This is a genomic window from Streptomyces sp. NPDC056160, assembly GCF_042268205.1.
Taxonomy (GTDB): domain Bacteria; phylum Actinomycetota; class Actinomycetes; order Streptomycetales; family Streptomycetaceae; genus Streptomyces.
In genome coordinates this window covers 24,549-39,546 of sequence record NZ_JBHJUW010000076.1, presented here as the reverse complement: position 1 = coordinate 39,546, position 14,998 = coordinate 24,549, and the positions used below count along the sequence as shown (strand labels likewise).

The following is a 14,998-nucleotide window of genomic DNA, read 5'->3' as shown; positions in this document are numbered from 1 at the left end:
GTAGAGGACGGCGTCGGACTCCTGGAGCTGGGCGGTCTGCTTGGCGCTGATCTCCAGGTCGTGCGGCTCCTGGCCGGGGCTGCGTCGTGTGTTTGTGGGCACAGTTGTGCACGGCGATCGTCACACACCGTCTGACCTGCGGTCAAGCCGCTTGGCGTTCAGCGCGCTTGACGGCGAGCGCGGTGACGTCGACCGCTGCGAAGTACGGGAAGCGCTCGGTGCCTCCGGAGCGCTCGAGCTGGCCGCGGTAGACGAGGTTACGGAGGGCTCCGGCGCTGATGCCGCCGAGGACCTCGCGGGTCTGGGTGGCGGTGAGGTGACCGGGCCGGATGATCTGCGACTCCATGTCTCCATGATGCGGCTGGCCCCGCCGCGACGGGGGATTACGCGGCGGGGCCCGGTCTCAGTGTGGCAGGCGGCTGCTACTTGTCCAGCCGTTCCAGGGTGACCTCGTTCTTGCCCTGCGCGCGCTGCTGCTGCGGCGGGGGGAAGTGGCCGCCGCGGGAGGCCTGGTAGGTCGTCTCGTGCCCCTTCAGGCGGGGGTCGTCCTGGCGGATGGGCTTGGGGAATCCGAGTGCCATGATGGCGTTCCTGTCTCTTCGTTGGGATGGGACCGGGGCGGCCGGGATGCCTGGCAGCGAGCGGCCGCCCCGGGGTCTAGTGGCCGCCGACCTGGTGGCGGCGGGCGGCGTCTGCGGGGTCGCGTACGACGGCTCCCGCAAGGCCGATGGGCTCTACACGCAACCCCTTCTGAGAGGGGTCCTCGGGCGCGTTGTTGGCGTTGGTGTTGTTGCCTGACCTGCAACAACACGCGTCTGAGTGGGCGTCGCTCTCGGCCGGGGAGGGGGCCGGTATGTCGTCCTGGTGGATGCCCGGCCCGTTCCCTGCGGGTGTGCGCACGCCCGACCTGACGCGGATGCCGGCGGCCTTCAGCAGGGTGCGCACGGCCTTCGTGTCGGGCGCGCCGACCGCCTTCTGCAGCTCGGTGAGGAGGACGTGCCGGCCGTCGCCGGACAGCGTCCGCAGCGCGGCGGCGACGTCCGGGGCTTCCTCGGCCGCGGGCTCGTCCTCGTCGTCCTGGCGGCGGCGGGCGAACCACCGGGTGGCGCGCTGCCAGGCGAGGCACAGCAGTACGCCGACGACGACGTAGGCGGTCTCGGGGACGGCGGCGACCACTCCCCACATGGCGAGCAGCAGGACTGCGACGAGGACCAGGCGGGCGGTGCGCTCGCTCATCCCGCCGGCCTCGGCCTCGACGAGCGGCTGCTCGGTGTCCGTGGTGCTCATCCGAACACCCCGGTGAAGCCGCTGCCGAGGAGGTTGGCGCTCGACCCCAGCGGGATCGCGGCCACCCCGGCGACGTTGCCGGACAGGGCGATCAGGACTCCGGCAAGGCAGCCGAGGACGATCTTCGCGTTGGCCTGGCGGGGGCCCCACTTGAGTAGGCCGAGAAGGACGAGCGTGATCAGGAAGACGACGACGTACCCGCCGTCGGTGAGGACCAGCTGATTCGCGCGGGTGACGTCCGGGGCGTTGCCGCCGATCCCCCACACCAGCGCGGCGTAGCCGGCCACGTTGCCCGCCCACAGGGCGACCCAGGTGACACCGCCGAGGGCGGAGACGGAGCCGAGCGCTGCGAGGGCGGCGAGCATCCCGTACAGCACGGACAGGACGAAGGGGATCAGGGCTCCGAGCCTGCGCTTCTCGCGCATGACCCAGCGCATGACGAACAGGATGATGATGCCGACGCCGAGGGCGACGCCGCCGAGGTTGATGGCCATGTACGGCACAGCGGGGTCCTTCAGTGGAGGACGGTCACGGCGAGCGCGACGAGGGTGAGGATGAGCGCGCACGTCCCGGTAATGGGCGGGATGGTGCGCCGGTCGACGAGGGCGAGGCCGACGAGGGCGCCACCGGTGGCGAGGACGAAGAACGCGGCGAGCGCGGCGAGCCACATGGCGCGCCGCCTACTGCGCCGTGGCGGTGTCGTGGCTCGGGTGGCTCGCGCGCCGTACGGCGTTGGCGCGCCAGGTGGCGCGCCGCTGCTCAGCGGCGGTGTGGATGGCGCGCGCCACCGGCTCGGGCAGGCGGCCCGTGAACGGGTCAACGAGGATGTTCAGGTCCTGGACGAGCCACGCGGGCAGGTCGTGGATGAGCCGTGGCGCGCGGGGTGCGCCGCTGGTCGGCGGGGGTGGCGCGGCGTCCGGCTCGTCCGGCTCGTGGGGTGGCGCGTCCTGTGGCTCGTGGCGCGGCTCGTCCGGCTCGGTGCCCGGCTCGGCGGCTGGCGCGTCCGGCTCGTCCGTGGCGCGGAGGGCGCGCGCCACGGTGCTGTGGTGGATGCCGAGCTGGCGCCCGATGGCGCGGTGGCTCATGCCCTTGTCGGCGAGCTGGCGCACGGTGGCGCGGGTGGCGTCGTCGATCGGAGTGCTCATCGCGCGCCACCTCGCTCGGCGTGGCGCTTGGCCGCCTTGGTCTCCTCCTGGGCGAGCTTTTGGCGGAGGTAGTCGACGTTCCAGCCGAGGTCTGCGGGGTCCTCGTCGAGGGCCTTGCGCACGGTGAGAGCCCAGCCGGCACGCTCGACGAGGCGGGCCTCGTAGCCGGGGGCGTCGCACGGGAGGGTGATCGCGTCGAGGACGGCGGTGAGGAGCGCGCGCAGGTCGCGCACCTCGTCGGGGGTGGGCTTGGTGCTCATCGCGCACCACCTCGCTCGGTGCCCCGTGCGATGAGGAACGCGTCGTCGCGGTGGTTCTGGACGCGGCGGGCGGCGTTGCTCTCGTAGTCGGCGCGGCACAGCCGGTGCAGTTCGGCGAGGCGGGCGTTGGCGGCCGTGCGACGGATGAAGCCTCCGGCGACCAGCCGCCGGGGCGTGGGGGAACTTGCGGCCCCGACGGGGCGCGCGAAATGATCGGGCATGCCGACTCCTGCTCTGATCAGGATGTTCGGTAGAGGGTCGGGCGGCGCGCGCGCCTCCTCGGTGTTCCAGCACCGTGGAGAGCTGCTGTCCGGCCCTCGCTGTCTATTCGGTTGTGTACTTCTTGATCGCCTTCGCTACGGCGGTCCAGCTGAGGTTCAGCTGTTTCGCCAGGGCGTAGACGCTGCCGAGTTCGCCAGCCCCTTCCTTCAGGGCTTCCGCTCGTCGTCTGCGGGCCTGTTCCGCTTGGGCTTCGAGCTGTTCCAGCAACTCGTCCTCCGTGCGGATCCGGTCCCGCCATGGGGGCGTCTTCACCTCCCCAAGGGTATCGCATCCCCCGTTATGCGCAACCCCCCATTGCGTACTGCTCACGCGGCCTCGCTCGGCTGGAGCTGCTTCAGCAGCAAGTAATCCTTCGGCTGGTACTCGGTGCCGCACCAGCGGCACGTCAGCGTCGCCTCCCCGGGGTAGGAGCGCAGGACGGCCCCGCACACCTGGCCGTCGGGGAAGGCGGCGACACACAGTCCAATGCGTGTGCCGTGCTGGCGCTTGCGCTCCTCCGGGTCCTCCGGGTCGACGATCGTAAGCACGTCGCCCTCCAGGCCGCGCACCTCGACCGCCATCTCCCCGGCCAACGGCCAGCTGCTCGCGATCCAGTCCATGTTGATGGTGAGGGCGCGGGCGGCCACGGTGACGCGGCGGCCAATGTCGGCGGGGACGGCGGGGGTGCCCCAGCCGCGGTCGGCTTGCATGGCGGCCCGCCAGTCCTCGAGGACTCCGGCGATACCGCCGGCCGCGCGGAGGCTGAGCACGTCCTCGCGAGCGGGCAGCGGCGCCTCGCAAGGCCGGGTGCGCCCGTACTGGGGGCTGCCGCTGCTGCCGGGGGCGAGGAACGCCTCCAGCGCGGCCCAGAGCCGCGGCATGCGCTCCAGGCGCTGGGTGGTGGCGCGAGTGCAGCCGTCGCACAGGTAGCCGTGCTCCAGCTGCCGCTCGCACAGTCCGCAGTCGTTCACGGGGTGCTCTGCTCCTTCGGCTCCGGGAGGGCGGTCCGAATCGCCTCGACAGCGGTAGCGGTGCGGATCGTGTCCGGCAGCCGCTGCTCCCACGCGTCGGTCATCTGCCGCACGCGCTCGATGGCGGCCTCCGCCTGCTGGGTCGCCGCGCGTCGTTGCCCGGTCCGGCGCCGCTCAGCAGCCAGCTCGGCGGCGATCCGGTCGCGATCACGTTCGATCTCCTCGGCCTTGGCCTTCCACGTGGCGCGGCCGTTGATGATCTGCTCGACACGGCGGCGCAGTGCCACGCCCTCGGCCTCGCTGAGGACGCCGCGGGCGGCTCGGTCGGCGAGGACGCGGAGAAGGTTCAGCGGGTCGGTGGGCTCGGTCATCGTGCGCTCCGCGGGTCGTCGGGGATGTCCAGGCCGGCCACGATCGCGTCGAAGCGGGCGCGCTCGTTGGCGATGAACGCGGCGTCGTCGTCGCGGGCGGCGGCGCCGACGGGCACGTACCGGATGCGGGCCGTTCGGTGGCCCCAGCACCAGCCGGCGGCAAGGGCCAAGAGGGCGGCGAGGAGGTAGGTCACGGGTGCCTCTTTCGGGTGTGGCGGCGGATCGCGCGCCCTGCCCGGTGGAGGCCAAGCAGGGCGGCGCTGATGAACGGGCCTGCGACGAGGCCGAACGCGAGCGCGTAGGCGATCACGCGGCTTCCCGGTAGTCGTGAGCGGCTGCGCGCCTGCTGCGCGCCCAGGACGGGCGGACAGTGCGCCGCCACAGGGCGCGTGCGGCGGCCGTGAGGACGGCAATCGTGCCGAGGAGGGCGAGGGTGCCGGCCGCGGCGAAGACGGCGACCCAGGCGAGGAGAGCCCAGCCGAGCGCAACTGCGGTGTCGATGGCGTCGGCGAAGAGTTCGGCGCTGGACATCAGTTGCTCCTTGAGGCGGTGGCGGGGCGGCCGGCGGTGATGTGCCAGCCGAGCGCCTTGAGTTCGGCGACGACGAGGCGGGACAACAGGTCGGGGCTGGCTGCGGGGTGTTCTTGCATGACGGAGGCGATGACGGCGCGCACGGCGTCGGGGATCACGCGGCGGCTCCGTGGGGGCAGTGGCCGACGGTGACGCGGGCGGTCAGGGCGAGAACGTCGCGACGGCCGGTGGCGCGCTGGTGGTGGCCGCAGCCGCACAGCCAGTCCGCGACCGGGGTGTCGTCGCGGTCCAGGCCGCGGACGGTGAGGCCGGCCGGGATGCCGGACACGAGGGTGGGCTGCTCGCTCACGCGGCACCGTCCTCGGCGACCAGACCGCGCGACCTGGGGTCGCAGTGCGTGCAGTGGCACGGCCCCTCGGCGTAGGCGGGCGTCTGGCATTCCCTGATGTCCGTCCAGCCGGTGGCGTCGCTGATGACGAGGACGAGTTGCCCGCCCGCAGTCTTGCTGCCCAGGCGCATGTCCGGGCCGACGAGGCGGGTGTGGTCGTCGTCGTCCAGGAGCCCGGCGTCGACCAGGCCGTCGACGGCGGCCTTGAACGAGGGGTACCAGTTCGCGGGGTCGGCGCGGCCGGCGCGGGCCGGGCGGTAGTAGCCGACGATGCGGGCCCGCTCGAACAGCGCGTTGGGTTTGGCCGCGGCGAGCGCCTCCACCAGCGGGCGGTGCCCGGCCACGGCCTCGATGGCAGCCGCGCGGATCGTGCGGGTGCGCTCGGCGCGGACGTGGTGGTGGGTGCGCCGGTTCGCGTTCAGCAGCGGCAGCCCGGCGGGAAGTTCGATGGTGAAGGACTGGCTCACAGCAGGGTCTCCTGGACGGGTCGGGGTCGGCATTCGTGGTCGGCGAGGACTTGATGGGTGCAGGCGGTGGCGTGCCAGCGGTCGCGCCAGCGGATGCGCGCCGGGAGGTGCTTGTGCTGGACGAGGCACCACAGGAGCCGTCCGGCCGGCGCAGTGGCCGGGTCGACGGGGTGCGGGTCGGCGCGGACGTCGACGGCGGCGACGCGGTCCGCGGTGCGGGCGACGATCGTGTCCGCTTGGCAGCGGGGGCACGGCTGGTGCCGGGGGCGTTGGGCGGAGGCCTCAGCGCGGGCGGCGACGAGGTGCGCGGGCAGGCTGGCCATCAGGCGCCGCCGAAGGGGTGCGAAGGGGTTGCGAAGGCATGTGCGAAGGGGTGCGCGAAGGGGTTGACCTGCGGTGCGAAGGGGTCGAAGGGGTTTTGCGCTGCTCCCCTTGCATAGAGGCACTGCTGGTTTTCCTTCTCCTTATGTGCGTGGGCGTAGAAAAACCCCTTCGACCCCTTCGACTTGCAGGTCAAAGCCTTCGCAGACCCCTTCGCAAACCCCTTCGCAACCCCTTCGCACCCCTTCGCAGACCCCTTCGCACGGCCGGTCATCGGGCACCTCCGAGCAAGGCCATGGCGAGACCGAGCGTCACGGCGCGGCGGGTCCTGGAGTCCTTGGACTGGGCGTAGCCCTGCTCCTGCAGGCGGACGGTGAACGCCTTCATCGACATGGGGTGCCGGATCCCGGCCTTCTCGGCCCACGTCTTGTAGCTGCCGTACAGATGGCCGTTCTCGGTGACGGCGTCGGCGACGTCGTCGGTCTCCTCTTCCAGCCATGTGGCGAGCGGGTTGGACTGGGCGATGTGCTCGCGGGTCTTGGCGGTGACGGACTCGGGGACGGCCAGGCCTTGCTTCTGCCAGTCGAGGCAGCCGCGGATGGCCCAGTTGAGGACGCCTGCCGCTTCGCGGGCGAGGATCTTCTCGGCGAGGCCCTGGATCCGCTTGGCCGGCGGGACGATGACGTCCCAGCCGATGTCCTGGAGGCGGCGGGCCATGCTGTGGCTGCCGGACACGTCGGGCAGGTGGTTGGTCGCCAGGTGGATCTTCCCGACGGGCTTGAACTCGAAGAACTCGGCGTTCAGGAACCGGGCGGACACGGGGTCTTCGCCGGTGAGCCGCTTGACGAGTTCCTCGTCGAGGGGCTTGCCGCGGCCTTCCGCGTTGCGGCCGGTCTCGGACGTCGACAGGAGCCGTTTGCCGACCATGCGGGCGATGTCGTTGGGGATGCCGCCGTCGCCGTGCTTGGCCATCAGGGTGGAGGCGGGCACGGCCTGGGCGTACTCGCCGAGGAGGCCCATGACGACGCGCATGAATACGCCTTTGCCGTTCTGGCCCTCGCCGTGGTGGATGAACATGACCTGCTCGCCGGTGCAGGCGGTGACGCTGTAGCCGACGACGCGGGCGAGGTAGGCGCGGCGCTCGAGGTCGGGCATGACGCCGTCGAGGAACTTGTCCCACATGGGGCAGGTGGCGTTCGGGTCGTAGCAGATCGGGGACTGCTGCATGAGGTAGAGGCCGCGGTCGTGGGCGCGGAGGTCGCCGGTGGTGAGGTCGACGATGCCGTTGGCGACGTTGAGGAGCATCTCGGGCTTGTCGAAGGCGTCCATGGTGGTGTGGACGGCGGGGTAGGCCTGGAGGACTTCGCGGGCGGCGGCGAGCTTGGGCCGCATGCGCTGCTTGCGGGCCCAGGCGAGGAACTGTTCGTGCTGGCTGGCGGTTTCCTTGCCCTTGTCGTCGGTGACGGGCTCGTCGCTGTAGTTGGGGGCTTCGTCCTCGAGCTGGTTGATGGTGTCGACGACGCGGGTCCACACGCCGGTGTTGGCGGCCTTGAGGTTCCAGCGGCCTTTGTCGTAGTAGGCCCAGCGTTCGATGTCGGCGAGCCATCGGATTTCGCTGCCGTGGCGGTCGATGACGCGTTCGGCGTTGCCGAGGTCGTCCCATTCGCGGGCGGGCATCGGCACTGGGGTGGGGGCGGGCTCCTCGGTGGGCTCGGTCCAGCCGCTGGTGGCCGTCTGCGGGGCGGGGGCGGACTGCGGGGGGAGGAGTCCGGCGAAGGCGTTGCGGTCGCGCGCGGCGGGCGGCCAGGGGGTGCGCGGGTGGGCCATGCCAGCGGTGAGCCCCGAGTTGATGGTGGGCATGGCACGATCGTCGGGATGGCCGCCCGCGCGGGCCGCGGCAAGCAGCGCCTGCCGGGCCTCGGCCTCGGTGAGGGCTCCGGCGCCGACGAGGGTGCCGATGTTGAAGGCGCTGGTGTTGATCTGGTTGTTCTGGTCGCCGTCGGCGGCGCGGGCGATGGCGTCGCACTCGTCCTGGACGGCGCGGCGGGTGTAGGCGTCGAGCTGCGCGGGCGGCAGCTGCAGCGCCGGGGCGGGGCCGGCCGCGACCGGGGCGGGTGCGGGCTTGGTGGTGAGGGCGGTGAGGAGCCAGGTGGGCGCGGCAACCGGCGGCCGGTCGGCGTCTTCCAATTCGTAGACGACGCCGGTGGCGTGGACGGAGCCGGGGCCGATGACGTAGGCGTTGCCGGCGCGGACGTCGCCGTCGAAGCGGCCCTTGAGCGTGCCGAGGCTGTTGCCGAGCTTCATGCTGGCGGGCGCCCAGTAGTAGTCGTGGTGGCCCTGCGCGGTGTGCACGCGCATCGTCGGCGTGTGCCGGTGGCCGAGCGCGGCGGCCGCGTCTTCGATGGCGCCGGGCCGGTCGGAGTCGATGACGAGGAGCTGCTCGCCGTCGGGGCCGGTGCAGGCGCCGACGGCGACGCCGACGTTGCGGAGCTGGGTGCCGAACTGGGCGCGGGCCTGGTGTTCGTCGAGGGTGTGGCTGCGGGTGAAGGCGACGGCGGGGTGCTTGCCGCGCTGGGTGCAGGTGGCGGGGTCGTGGCCCTGGCCGATGCCGATGCAATGGAGCAGGCCCGGGTGGTCCACGGGGAAGACGGCGAAGCCGTGGCGGATGAGCCACAGGGCGCCGTCGAGTGGCGTGTCGCGGACCGTGGTCGTGCTCAACGGGTGTGCTCCTCGGGTTGGTTGGGCGGGGCCCGCCCGCCGCGGGCGGGGAAGGACGGCGGGCGGGCTCGGGGGAAGGCGGTCAGCTCAGGTCGGGGACGCAGAGCCAGCCAGGCCCAGCGAGATCGGGGAGCGTGCCGTAACCGAGGGCGTCGACCGCGGCGGCGAGTTGGTGATTCCAGTCGGCGAGCTGCTCGGGCGTAACGGTCTCGGGCGTGACGTGCTTGTACGTGCCGAGCTCGACTTCGTCGCACTGGGTGGTGAGGAACAGCTCGTCGGCGTCGTAGTTGCCTGCGGACAGGTATCCGACCTCGGGGCACCGGTCCTTGAGCGACTTGAGTTCGGCCTCAATGCGGTCGTTCTCGGCCCACGGGTGGACGCCGTCCGGAAGCGGAACGTGGACGCCGTAGGCGAAGTAGGTGGAGTGGTACATGCCCATGGGTCACGCCTCCTTGCTGGCGGTGTCGTTGGCGATGGCGGTGAGGTGGGCGGTGCCGTCGGCCTGGTTGGCGGCGAGGTTCATGGCGTCGACGAGTTCGGGGTAGGCGGCGCGGAGGCGGGCGGTGTGCTGGAGGTCGGCGGCGTCGATGGTCTGCATGAGCAGCTCGGTGAAGCGGCCGGGCCGGAAGCCGCCGGGGCGGCCGTAGTGCCACAGGACGTGGCGGGCGGTCTCGCTGCCGATGGGCGGTGCGGTCTGCATGCGGTGTTCCTCACGGGCTGATAGGCAGGCGGATCAGAGGGCGTTGGCCATGACGCTGGCCAGGCGGGTCATGAAGGCAATGCGGGCCCGGTCGTCGATGTCGGGGCTGAAGGCGCAGTGCAGGCGGACGAGGGGCGTGTCGTCGCCGTCGACGGTGAGCGTGTGGTCCTCGGGCTCGAGGCCGTCGGCGCCGAGGTCGACGGCCCACTTCGAGACGTCGGCCGCGCCGTTGATCAGGGCGTGGATCTTCCGCTGGACGGTGTTGTACGCCTCGCCGCTGTCGGCCTCGAACGGGAGCAGCTCGCTCCACGTCTTGCCGCCGTCCTCGTGCTCAGTGGAGGCGACGATGTCGTCGTCCATCTGCTCGCCGACGCACATGAACTCGGGGTCCTCGGTGAGCGTGGCGTGCTGGGCTGCGGCTTCGACCCGCAGGTCGTCGTCGGTGTATGGCTGATCGGTCACGGCCGATCTCCTTCTGCTGGTTGGGCCGCCCGCCGTCGCGGCTGGTCAGCGGCGGCGGGCGGTGGCTGGGCGGGCTTAGAAGGGGGGCTCGTTGCCCTGCTGCGGGGCGGCGTAGCCGGGGCCGATCTCGCCGGTGACGGCGTTCACGCCAGCCGGGACCGCGGGCGGCGGGGCCTGGTACTGCGGGGCGGCGGCCGGGGCGGCGTACTGCGCGGGCGCGGCCTGGGCGGCCGGGGCGTTCAGCTCGGACTGGGCGGCGGGGATGTAGCGCGCCGTGTACTGCTTCGGTGCGGAGAAGCCGCGCTGCTTCTGCTCGCCGTCGTGGGTGTAGGTGACGGCGAGGGTGCCGCCGACCTCGAGGCCGCGGGCGCCGGCGGCGCGGACGGCGTCGGCGACGGCGTTCTTCATCTGGCCCTTGACGAAGATGCGGCGCTTGCCGTCGTCGTCCTCCAGGGCGTGGTCGCGCTGGTCGGTCTGGACGGTGACGACGAGCTGCATCATCGGGTCGCCGTTGTTCCAGAACTTCTTCTCGCCGGTCTGGATGTCCCGCTGCTGTTCGACCTTGGGCTGTTCGGTGATGCGGCCGCCGACGGTGGTGCCGGGGGTGGGGAACTTGGCGGTGGGTGCTCCGCCGCCGCCCATGAGGAAGCTGTTCGCGTCCATGCTGATGCTCCTTCGCTTATGCGATGAGGGATTCGAAGCCGTGCCGCGGCGCGGCCGACTGCTGGATGCCGGGGCAGCCGACGCTGGGGTCGGTGCTGCCGGGCTTGAACCACTCGCAGAACCGGCACTTCGCCAGTTCGTCGGTGGGGATCTGGGACCACCAGTCGGGGCCGTAGTCGCTGAGAGCGGCTTCCGAGCTGGCGATGCGCTGCTTGATGTGGTCGAGGCGGGCGAGCCCGTCGAGGGCGACCTGCCGGTTGTACGGCTCGGTCCAGACGTGGACGCGGAGTTCGTGGTAGCGGGCGACGAAGCAGATCGCGACCCGGTTCACGGTCTCGCCCGCGTTCTCCTGGCCGAGCCCGTACAGGTGGGCCTGGATGCGGTACTGAGGGCCGGGCCCTTTGCGCCGGTAGTCGTCCTGCGTGCTGTGGCCGACGAGCTTCCAGTCCCAGACGGTGCCGGTGGCGCGGTCGAACAGGTCGGTGCTGCCCGCGATGACGGCGGCCTCGATCGGGGAGGCGTGGACGGTGACCCGCTCTTCGATCTTGTAGCGGGGCCGGCCGTCCGGGAGCGCTGTCTGGCGCCGCTCGAAGGCTTCTTCCATCCAGGTGTGGAATCCGGTGCCGATGATGCTCGCGGCCGGGTCGCTCGCGGCGGCCGCGCGCGGCCAGTCGAGCAGCTTGTACGTCAGGCGCCGCTCGCACGGGTCGCCGACCTCGCTGGGCCCGAGCCGCTTCTGGAGCGACCGGGGGGCGTTGTGGGCGGTGTCGACGATGAGGCCGGCGATGCGCTCGGCGAGCATCTCGCCGACCTCGTCGCTGCCGCTGGTGCTGGCCATGGTTACGCCACCACCGCCGTCCGGGCGCCGCCGTACACCGGGGTGGCGTTGTGCTCGCGCCAGGGGAGGACTGACTTGAAGGGCTGGCGCCAGGCGATCGGGCCGTGACACTTGCGGTACGGGTCGTGGAACCACTCGCGACGGAAGGACAGGCGGCGGCAGCCCGGGCACTGAATCTGCGGGCCGAACTCGCGGCCCATCTCGCTCTCGAAGGCGTCTTGCCGTTCGAACTCGTCGAGCCTGCGTACCTCGTCGGAGCCGTTGGTCGGCGTCTCCTTGCTGAGGTCGGTCTCCCACGAGTCGTCGGCCGCGTTCAGCAGGGCGTTGTCCTCGCAGTCGGCGTCGACCCAGAGGACGTAGGTCAGCGTCCGCTCGATGACGACCGGGAACTTCCGCTCCCCGACTCCCCACACGCGGGCCTCGCGGGCGGCTTGGTCGAGCAGCGCCTCAACGGCCGGGTCGGGGTCGGCCGGCTCGGGCCGCGACCACTTCTTGTCGAAGTACTCGTGGTCGCCGGTGTGCCCGAGGTCCAGGCGGCACTCCTCGTAGGAGCCCTGCGGGTATGGCTCGTTGCACTTCATGAGGCTTCCTTGCTGGTCTGGTTGTTGAGGCCGAGGGCGTCGAGGAGGAGCCGGAGGTCGCCGCGGTCGCGGGCGGCCTTGAGGACCGCGCGGGATGCGGCGGCGCGCTCCTCGCGGGTGGTGTCTGCCTTGGCGGTGTGCAGGTGGTCGCTGCCGCGTTCGACGTTCACCGGGCGCCGCCCCCACGGGTGTTGAGGGCGTAGTGGCGGTTGTCGGGGTCGTCGACCAGCACGAGGTGTCCGGCTCGCTGCAGGGCGGTGAGGTCGTGGCGGGCGGTGCCGCGCTGCACTACGCCGGGGTCGGTCAGCGCGTAGAGGCTGAGGACGCGGTGGGTGTTCCAGGCGCCGCCGTGGGTGCGGATGGCGTCGAGGAGTCGGGCCTGCCGCTCGGTGAGCCCTTTCGCTTCCTCGCGGGCCACGTCGTCGTCGCTCGCGTGGTGGTGCAGCAAGCGCCGGACCTCGTCCATGTCCGCGTCGTCGACGCGAACCACGGTGCGGAGGGTGCGGACGAGCTGCCGGTACATGGCCAGCTCGCCGGGGTACGCCTCCGCGTCCATCTCGAACTCGGCCACGGCCGAGCGGATCAGGTCGTCTGCGGTCAGGTCGTGCAGCGCAACACCGGTGCCGTAGGCGTCGGACAGGGCGCGGCGGATGTCGTCGAGGGCGCTCATCGCTCGCACCCCCGAACCACGGCGATCGAGCCGAGGACGTACAGGGCGAGCGCGGCAAGGGTGACGGGGAGCGCGATCACTGGGCGGCCCTCGTCTCTTCGCGCAGGGCCTGCGTGGGGGCGATGCGGCGGGTGATGCCGTCGGCCTCGGCGGCGGCGTCCTCGCGCTGTCCGGCGAGGAGGGCGCGCAGGCGCCGCACCTGCGGCTCGACGTTCTCCTCGAGGGCCGTGGCCTTGTCGGTGAGCGCGTGGGCGATCGGGTCTTCGTCGACGGGCCGGTCCTTGGCGACGAGCAGCTCTTCCAGCTCGGCGACGCGGGCCCGCAGCTCCTGGCGGCCGCGCTGTGCCGACGCGAGCGCCAACCGCAGCCGCGCGTTGTCCTGCTCTTCCTCCCACCGAGCAAGGCAGGCGCCGGTGATGTCGTTCCGCAGCTGCTCGTGCTCGGCGGCCTGCTGGGGCGAGTTGAGGAGGCGGGCGGAGTCGAGGGCGAGGATGACGCCGGCGGCGGCGTTCACGCTGCGGGTGGCCATGCCGGACTCGCTTCGACGCGGCAGGGGGTGGTCTGGGATGATTGCGGTCACGGTGACCTCTGCTTTCTCTGCTGTGTAGGGGCGCCGGTCGTGGGGTCGCTCGGGCCGGGAAGCTGTGAGCGGCCCTTCGGCGCGTTCAGGGGTTCAGGCGGTCCGCGCGAACGGCTTGACCGCGTGCCGCTCGTTCTGGCGGCGCAGGTCCTCGGCGGTGAAGGTGATGCGGCCGCCGTCGCGGTGGTGGTGCACCTCGCGGCGGTAGCAGCGCTCCTTCAGGACGCGGACGCTCCGGTACGGCAGGAGCTGCCGGGCGACGACCTCTTCGGGCGTCCACCGGCGGAACTCGGCCTCGTCGGTGCTGGGGTCCGCGATGCGGCGGACGATCTTCGTGGCCTTCACGGTCACGGCTTCTTCTCCTCTTCGGCGATCAGGTCCTCGTCGACCCGGAGGGCGGTGGCGACCTTGCGGACCTGCTCAGTTCCGGTGTCCTGGATCTGCTCACGCTCAAGGCGGGAGAGGTAGCCCCTGTTCAAGCCGGTCTGCGCTTCAAGCTCAGGCAGGCTCATTTTCCGTGCACGTCGGATGTCCCGGATGAGTGGTCCTCTTGGCTTCACGCCTACATTCTGAGCACACCTTGGCTACGGACGCAAGCAGCCTGCCTACACTCTGGGCACAGATTCTGTGCTTCTGGCCTATGCCAGTGGCAGCCGATAGGGGCGGTATGCAACTCGTGAGACGTAAAAGGCTCAACAACGCGCAGGTCAAAGCGCCGAAACTTGGCTACGCGCATGCAACCTGATGGGGCATGATGGAGACTTATGGATGAGGCAACGAAGCGACTGGGAACTGAGCTGCAGGCTGCCCGCGAAGGCCGGCGCCCCCGGCTCACCCAGCCCCAGGTAGCGGAGCACCTGGGCGTCAGCCGGACCACGATCCAGAACATCGAGGCAGGCCGCTTCCAGCGGGTCAACGCGAACATCCGCGACTACGCGCGCCTGCTCGGCTGGCCCGAGGGCGCCGCCGAGCGCGTCATGGAAGGCGGCACGGTCCGCCCGCCCGACGAGCCGCCGGCCACCGCGGAGCCGTCCGCCCCGGCCGCGCTCGGCCTCTCGCCCGCAGTGGAGATGGAGCTGCAGGCCGGCGAGACGCTGGAGTCGAACGTCATCAACCTCGGCCCGGACGAGGACGACGGGCACATCATCGTCGTCCTGCAGAGCCGCAAGGGCGCGACGCGGGAAGAGATGGCACGGGTCGCGGCGCGCTACCGCAAGGCCCGCCGGTACCTCCAGAGCATTGCTTCTGAGACTGATGAGGTTGCAGAGCCCTAAGAAAACAGTGCTGCCCTAGTGTGCTACCGCGCAAAGTGTGGTTGCATGCACGTACCGTCACCGGGAGGGGGGGACCACTCGGCGGATCGGGGCATTACATGTTTGCGCGAGTGGTGCGACGCAGTGGGAACTACTTCACGCCGCACATAGGTGATCAGCCCTCCGGGCTCGTCGTCTGGGTCCACGAAGACGACGTCACGGAGGAAGGCCGGAAAGCGTTCGAGGACGCGCTCGCCGAGCAGATGCAGCGTTGGGAGCCGCGTTCCCCGGGAAGCCCCCGCGGGCGCCAGATTCCCTTCACTATGGATCGACGACAACGCATCGAGCACGACATTCCGCTGATCGTCGAGGACCGGCCCGACTTCATCCACTACACCGTCCGGGCTTCGCTCATCACCGAGCGAGCGGCCCGGGCGCTCACCCGCGCCCAGTCCAAGGAATCAGCGAACTGGCAGCGCAGGCCTGCGCGGCGGACCAGCCGCACGGCGATCTGAAGGGGGAGGGAGCGGG

At 71.4% G+C, this 14,998-nt stretch carries 31 protein-coding genes; 2 read left to right on the top strand and 29 right to left on the bottom strand.

The window, feature by feature from the left end; translation table 11 throughout:
* Positions 1-142 precede the first annotated feature (142 nt).
* The 29 genes from ACFC02_RS25680 to ACFC02_RS25540 form a co-directional block, all read right to left on the bottom strand.
* On the bottom strand, positions 143-346 hold the full coding sequence (locus ACFC02_RS25680) for a hypothetical protein (RefSeq protein WP_365437368.1): 204 nt from the start codon (positions 344-346) through the stop codon (positions 143-145).
* A 76-nt stretch (positions 347-422) separates the two neighbouring features.
* Positions 423-581 carry a hypothetical protein gene (locus ACFC02_RS25675; protein WP_365437371.1) on the bottom strand — a complete coding sequence of 53 codons (159 nt, stop codon included), beginning with the start codon at positions 579-581 and terminating at the stop codon, positions 423-425.
* Positions 582-657: 76 nt separating this feature from the next.
* Positions 658-1,287: a hypothetical protein gene (locus ACFC02_RS25670; protein ID WP_365437374.1), complete on the bottom strand. Its 630-nt coding sequence runs from the start codon at positions 1,285-1,287 to the stop codon at positions 658-660.
* Entirely contained in the window at positions 1,284-1,790 is a 507-nt protein-coding gene (locus tag ACFC02_RS25665; RefSeq protein ID WP_365437376.1) for a hypothetical protein, read from the bottom strand. Before ACFC02_RS25665 ends, ACFC02_RS25670 begins: the two co-directional genes overlap by 4 nt.
* A gap of 11 nt (positions 1,791-1,801) precedes the next feature.
* Positions 1,802-1,957, bottom strand: a complete 156-nt coding sequence (locus ACFC02_RS25660; RefSeq protein ID WP_365437379.1) for a hypothetical protein — start codon at positions 1,955-1,957, stop codon at positions 1,802-1,804.
* A 10-nt stretch (positions 1,958-1,967) separates the two neighbouring features.
* Positions 1,968-2,432 (bottom strand): helix-turn-helix domain-containing protein, encoded by a 465-nt coding sequence (locus ACFC02_RS25655; protein ID WP_376041138.1) that lies wholly within the window; start codon positions 2,430-2,432, stop codon positions 1,968-1,970.
* On the bottom strand, positions 2,429-2,692 hold the full coding sequence (locus ACFC02_RS25650; RefSeq protein ID WP_375852323.1) for a hypothetical protein: 264 nt from the start codon (positions 2,690-2,692) through the stop codon (positions 2,429-2,431). The genes ACFC02_RS25655 and ACFC02_RS25650 overlap by 4 nt, the downstream gene beginning before the upstream one ends.
* The gene (locus tag ACFC02_RS25645; protein WP_375852322.1) at positions 2,689-2,913 is read right to left on the bottom strand and encodes a hypothetical protein; all 225 of its coding nucleotides are present in this window, start codon (positions 2,911-2,913) and stop codon (positions 2,689-2,691) included. The genes ACFC02_RS25650 and ACFC02_RS25645 overlap by 4 nt, the downstream gene beginning before the upstream one ends.
* 103 nt (positions 2,914-3,016) lie before the next feature.
* Positions 3,017-3,226: a hypothetical protein gene (locus tag ACFC02_RS25640; RefSeq protein ID WP_376041136.1), complete on the bottom strand. Its 210-nt coding sequence runs from the start codon at positions 3,224-3,226 to the stop codon at positions 3,017-3,019.
* Between the two features lie 53 nt (positions 3,227-3,279).
* Entirely contained in the window at positions 3,280-3,924 is a 645-nt protein-coding gene (locus ACFC02_RS25635; protein WP_376041134.1) for a hypothetical protein, read from the bottom strand.
* A complete protein-coding gene (locus ACFC02_RS25630) occupies positions 3,921-4,295 on the bottom strand; it encodes a hypothetical protein (protein WP_375852319.1) in 375 nt (124 codons plus the stop codon). The genes ACFC02_RS25635 and ACFC02_RS25630 overlap by 4 nt, the downstream gene beginning before the upstream one ends.
* Positions 4,292-4,489 carry a hypothetical protein gene (locus ACFC02_RS25625; protein ID WP_375852318.1) on the bottom strand — a complete coding sequence of 66 codons (198 nt, stop codon included), beginning with the start codon at positions 4,487-4,489 and terminating at the stop codon, positions 4,292-4,294. The genes ACFC02_RS25630 and ACFC02_RS25625 overlap by 4 nt, the downstream gene beginning before the upstream one ends.
* A gap of 112 nt (positions 4,490-4,601) precedes the next feature.
* Positions 4,602-4,826, bottom strand: a complete 225-nt coding sequence (locus ACFC02_RS25620; protein ID WP_375852317.1) for a hypothetical protein — start codon at positions 4,824-4,826, stop codon at positions 4,602-4,604.
* Positions 4,826-4,984 (bottom strand): hypothetical protein, encoded by a 159-nt coding sequence (locus ACFC02_RS25615; RefSeq protein WP_375852316.1) that lies wholly within the window; start codon positions 4,982-4,984, stop codon positions 4,826-4,828. The genes ACFC02_RS25620 and ACFC02_RS25615 overlap by 1 nt, the downstream gene beginning before the upstream one ends.
* Positions 4,981-5,175: a hypothetical protein gene (locus ACFC02_RS25610; RefSeq protein WP_375852315.1), complete on the bottom strand. Its 195-nt coding sequence runs from the start codon at positions 5,173-5,175 to the stop codon at positions 4,981-4,983. Before ACFC02_RS25610 ends, ACFC02_RS25615 begins: the two co-directional genes overlap by 4 nt.
* Positions 5,172-5,681, bottom strand: coding sequence for a hypothetical protein (locus ACFC02_RS25605; protein ID WP_375852314.1), 510 nt, complete (start codon positions 5,679-5,681; stop codon positions 5,172-5,174). Before ACFC02_RS25605 ends, ACFC02_RS25610 begins: the two co-directional genes overlap by 4 nt.
* A complete protein-coding gene (locus ACFC02_RS25600) occupies positions 5,678-6,004 on the bottom strand; it encodes a hypothetical protein (RefSeq protein ID WP_375852313.1) in 327 nt (108 codons plus the stop codon). Before ACFC02_RS25600 ends, ACFC02_RS25605 begins: the two co-directional genes overlap by 4 nt.
* 268 nt (positions 6,005-6,272) lie before the next feature.
* Positions 6,273-8,720, bottom strand: coding sequence for a phage/plasmid primase, P4 family (locus tag ACFC02_RS25595; protein WP_376125421.1), 2,448 nt, complete (start codon positions 8,718-8,720; stop codon positions 6,273-6,275).
* Between the two features lie 82 nt (positions 8,721-8,802).
* On the bottom strand, positions 8,803-9,159 hold the full coding sequence (locus ACFC02_RS25590; RefSeq protein ID WP_375852347.1) for a hypothetical protein: 357 nt from the start codon (positions 9,157-9,159) through the stop codon (positions 8,803-8,805).
* Positions 9,160-9,162: 3 nt separating this feature from the next.
* Positions 9,163-9,420 (bottom strand): hypothetical protein, encoded by a 258-nt coding sequence (locus tag ACFC02_RS25585; protein ID WP_375852346.1) that lies wholly within the window; start codon positions 9,418-9,420, stop codon positions 9,163-9,165.
* Between the two features lie 33 nt (positions 9,421-9,453).
* Positions 9,454-9,882, bottom strand: a complete 429-nt coding sequence (locus tag ACFC02_RS25580) for a hypothetical protein (protein ID WP_375852345.1) — start codon at positions 9,880-9,882, stop codon at positions 9,454-9,456.
* 75 nt (positions 9,883-9,957) lie between these two features.
* On the bottom strand, positions 9,958-10,545 hold the full coding sequence (locus ACFC02_RS25575) for a hypothetical protein (protein WP_365438121.1): 588 nt from the start codon (positions 10,543-10,545) through the stop codon (positions 9,958-9,960).
* Positions 10,546-10,561: 16 nt separating this feature from the next.
* Positions 10,562-11,383 (bottom strand): hypothetical protein, encoded by an 822-nt coding sequence (locus ACFC02_RS25570; RefSeq protein WP_376041024.1) that lies wholly within the window; start codon positions 11,381-11,383, stop codon positions 10,562-10,564.
* A gap of 2 nt (positions 11,384-11,385) precedes the next feature.
* Positions 11,386-11,964 carry a hypothetical protein gene (locus ACFC02_RS25565; RefSeq protein ID WP_376041026.1) on the bottom strand — a complete coding sequence of 193 codons (579 nt, stop codon included), beginning with the start codon at positions 11,962-11,964 and terminating at the stop codon, positions 11,386-11,388.
* The gene (locus ACFC02_RS25560; protein WP_376041029.1) at positions 11,961-12,134 is read right to left on the bottom strand and encodes a hypothetical protein; all 174 of its coding nucleotides are present in this window, start codon (positions 12,132-12,134) and stop codon (positions 11,961-11,963) included. The genes ACFC02_RS25565 and ACFC02_RS25560 overlap by 4 nt, the downstream gene beginning before the upstream one ends.
* A complete protein-coding gene (locus tag ACFC02_RS25555; RefSeq protein ID WP_375852360.1) occupies positions 12,131-12,634 on the bottom strand; it encodes a hypothetical protein in 504 nt (167 codons plus the stop codon). The genes ACFC02_RS25560 and ACFC02_RS25555 overlap by 4 nt, the downstream gene beginning before the upstream one ends.
* A gap of 76 nt (positions 12,635-12,710) precedes the next feature.
* Positions 12,711-13,163 carry a hypothetical protein gene (locus ACFC02_RS25550; protein WP_375852361.1) on the bottom strand — a complete coding sequence of 151 codons (453 nt, stop codon included), beginning with the start codon at positions 13,161-13,163 and terminating at the stop codon, positions 12,711-12,713.
* 144 nt (positions 13,164-13,307) lie between these two features.
* Complete coding sequence (locus tag ACFC02_RS25545) at positions 13,308-13,565, bottom strand: hypothetical protein (RefSeq protein ID WP_375852362.1); 258 nt, start codon at positions 13,563-13,565, stop codon at positions 13,308-13,310.
* Entirely contained in the window at positions 13,562-13,774 is a 213-nt protein-coding gene (locus tag ACFC02_RS25540) for a helix-turn-helix domain-containing protein (protein ID WP_375852363.1), read from the bottom strand. The genes ACFC02_RS25545 and ACFC02_RS25540 overlap by 4 nt, the downstream gene beginning before the upstream one ends.
* A 204-nt stretch (positions 13,775-13,978) precedes the next feature.
* Here ACFC02_RS25540 and ACFC02_RS25535 point away from each other — a divergent pair, with 204 nt between their 5' ends.
* Positions 13,979-14,488, top strand: coding sequence for a helix-turn-helix domain-containing protein (locus ACFC02_RS25535; protein WP_375852353.1), 510 nt, complete (start codon positions 13,979-13,981; stop codon positions 14,486-14,488).
* Between the two features lie 110 nt (positions 14,489-14,598).
* Entirely contained in the window at positions 14,599-14,982 is a 384-nt protein-coding gene (locus tag ACFC02_RS25530) for a hypothetical protein (RefSeq protein ID WP_365435084.1), read from the top strand.
* The last annotated feature ends 16 nt before the right edge of the window (positions 14,983-14,998 follow it).

Coding starts and splice junctions, on each gene's coding strand:
- ACFC02_RS25680 (WP_365437368.1), bottom strand. CDS start 346: ATGGAGTCGCAGATCATCCGGCCCGGTCACCTCACCGCCACCCAGACC.
- ACFC02_RS25675 (WP_365437371.1), bottom strand. CDS start 581: ATGGCACTCGGATTCCCCAAGCCCATCCGCCAGGACGACCCCCGCCTG.
- ACFC02_RS25670 (WP_365437374.1), bottom strand. CDS start 1,287: ATGAGCACCACGGACACCGAGCAGCCGCTCGTCGAGGCCGAGGCCGGC.
- ACFC02_RS25660 (WP_365437379.1), bottom strand. CDS start 1,957: ATGTGGCTCGCCGCGCTCGCCGCGTTCTTCGTCCTCGCCACCGGTGGC.
- ACFC02_RS25655 (WP_376041138.1), bottom strand. CDS start 2,432: ATGAGCACTCCGATCGACGACGCCACCCGCGCCACCGTGCGCCAGCTC.
- ACFC02_RS25650 (WP_375852323.1), bottom strand. CDS start 2,692: ATGAGCACCAAGCCCACCCCCGACGAGGTGCGCGACCTGCGCGCGCTC.
- ACFC02_RS25645 (WP_375852322.1), bottom strand. CDS start 2,913: ATGCCCGATCATTTCGCGCGCCCCGTCGGGGCCGCAAGTTCCCCCACG.
- ACFC02_RS25630 (WP_375852319.1), bottom strand. CDS start 4,295: ATGACCGAGCCCACCGACCCGCTGAACCTTCTCCGCGTCCTCGCCGAC.
- ACFC02_RS25620 (WP_375852317.1), bottom strand. CDS start 4,826: ATGTCCAGCGCCGAACTCTTCGCCGACGCCATCGACACCGCAGTTGCG.
- ACFC02_RS25600 (WP_375852313.1), bottom strand. CDS start 6,004: ATGGCCAGCCTGCCCGCGCACCTCGTCGCCGCCCGCGCTGAGGCCTCC.
- ACFC02_RS25590 (WP_375852347.1), bottom strand. CDS start 9,159: ATGGGCATGTACCACTCCACCTACTTCGCCTACGGCGTCCACGTTCCG.
- ACFC02_RS25585 (WP_375852346.1), bottom strand. CDS start 9,420: ATGCAGACCGCACCGCCCATCGGCAGCGAGACCGCCCGCCACGTCCTG.
- ACFC02_RS25575 (WP_365438121.1), bottom strand. CDS start 10,545: ATGGACGCGAACAGCTTCCTCATGGGCGGCGGCGGAGCACCCACCGCC.
- ACFC02_RS25570 (WP_376041024.1), bottom strand. CDS start 11,383: ATGGCCAGCACCAGCGGCAGCGACGAGGTCGGCGAGATGCTCGCCGAG.
- ACFC02_RS25565 (WP_376041026.1), bottom strand. CDS start 11,964: ATGAAGTGCAACGAGCCATACCCGCAGGGCTCCTACGAGGAGTGCCGC.
- ACFC02_RS25555 (WP_375852360.1), bottom strand. CDS start 12,634: ATGAGCGCCCTCGACGACATCCGCCGCGCCCTGTCCGACGCCTACGGC.
- ACFC02_RS25550 (WP_375852361.1), bottom strand. CDS start 13,163: ATGGCCACCCGCAGCGTGAACGCCGCCGCCGGCGTCATCCTCGCCCTC.
- ACFC02_RS25535 (WP_375852353.1), top strand. CDS start 13,979: ATGGATGAGGCAACGAAGCGACTGGGAACTGAGCTGCAGGCTGCCCGC.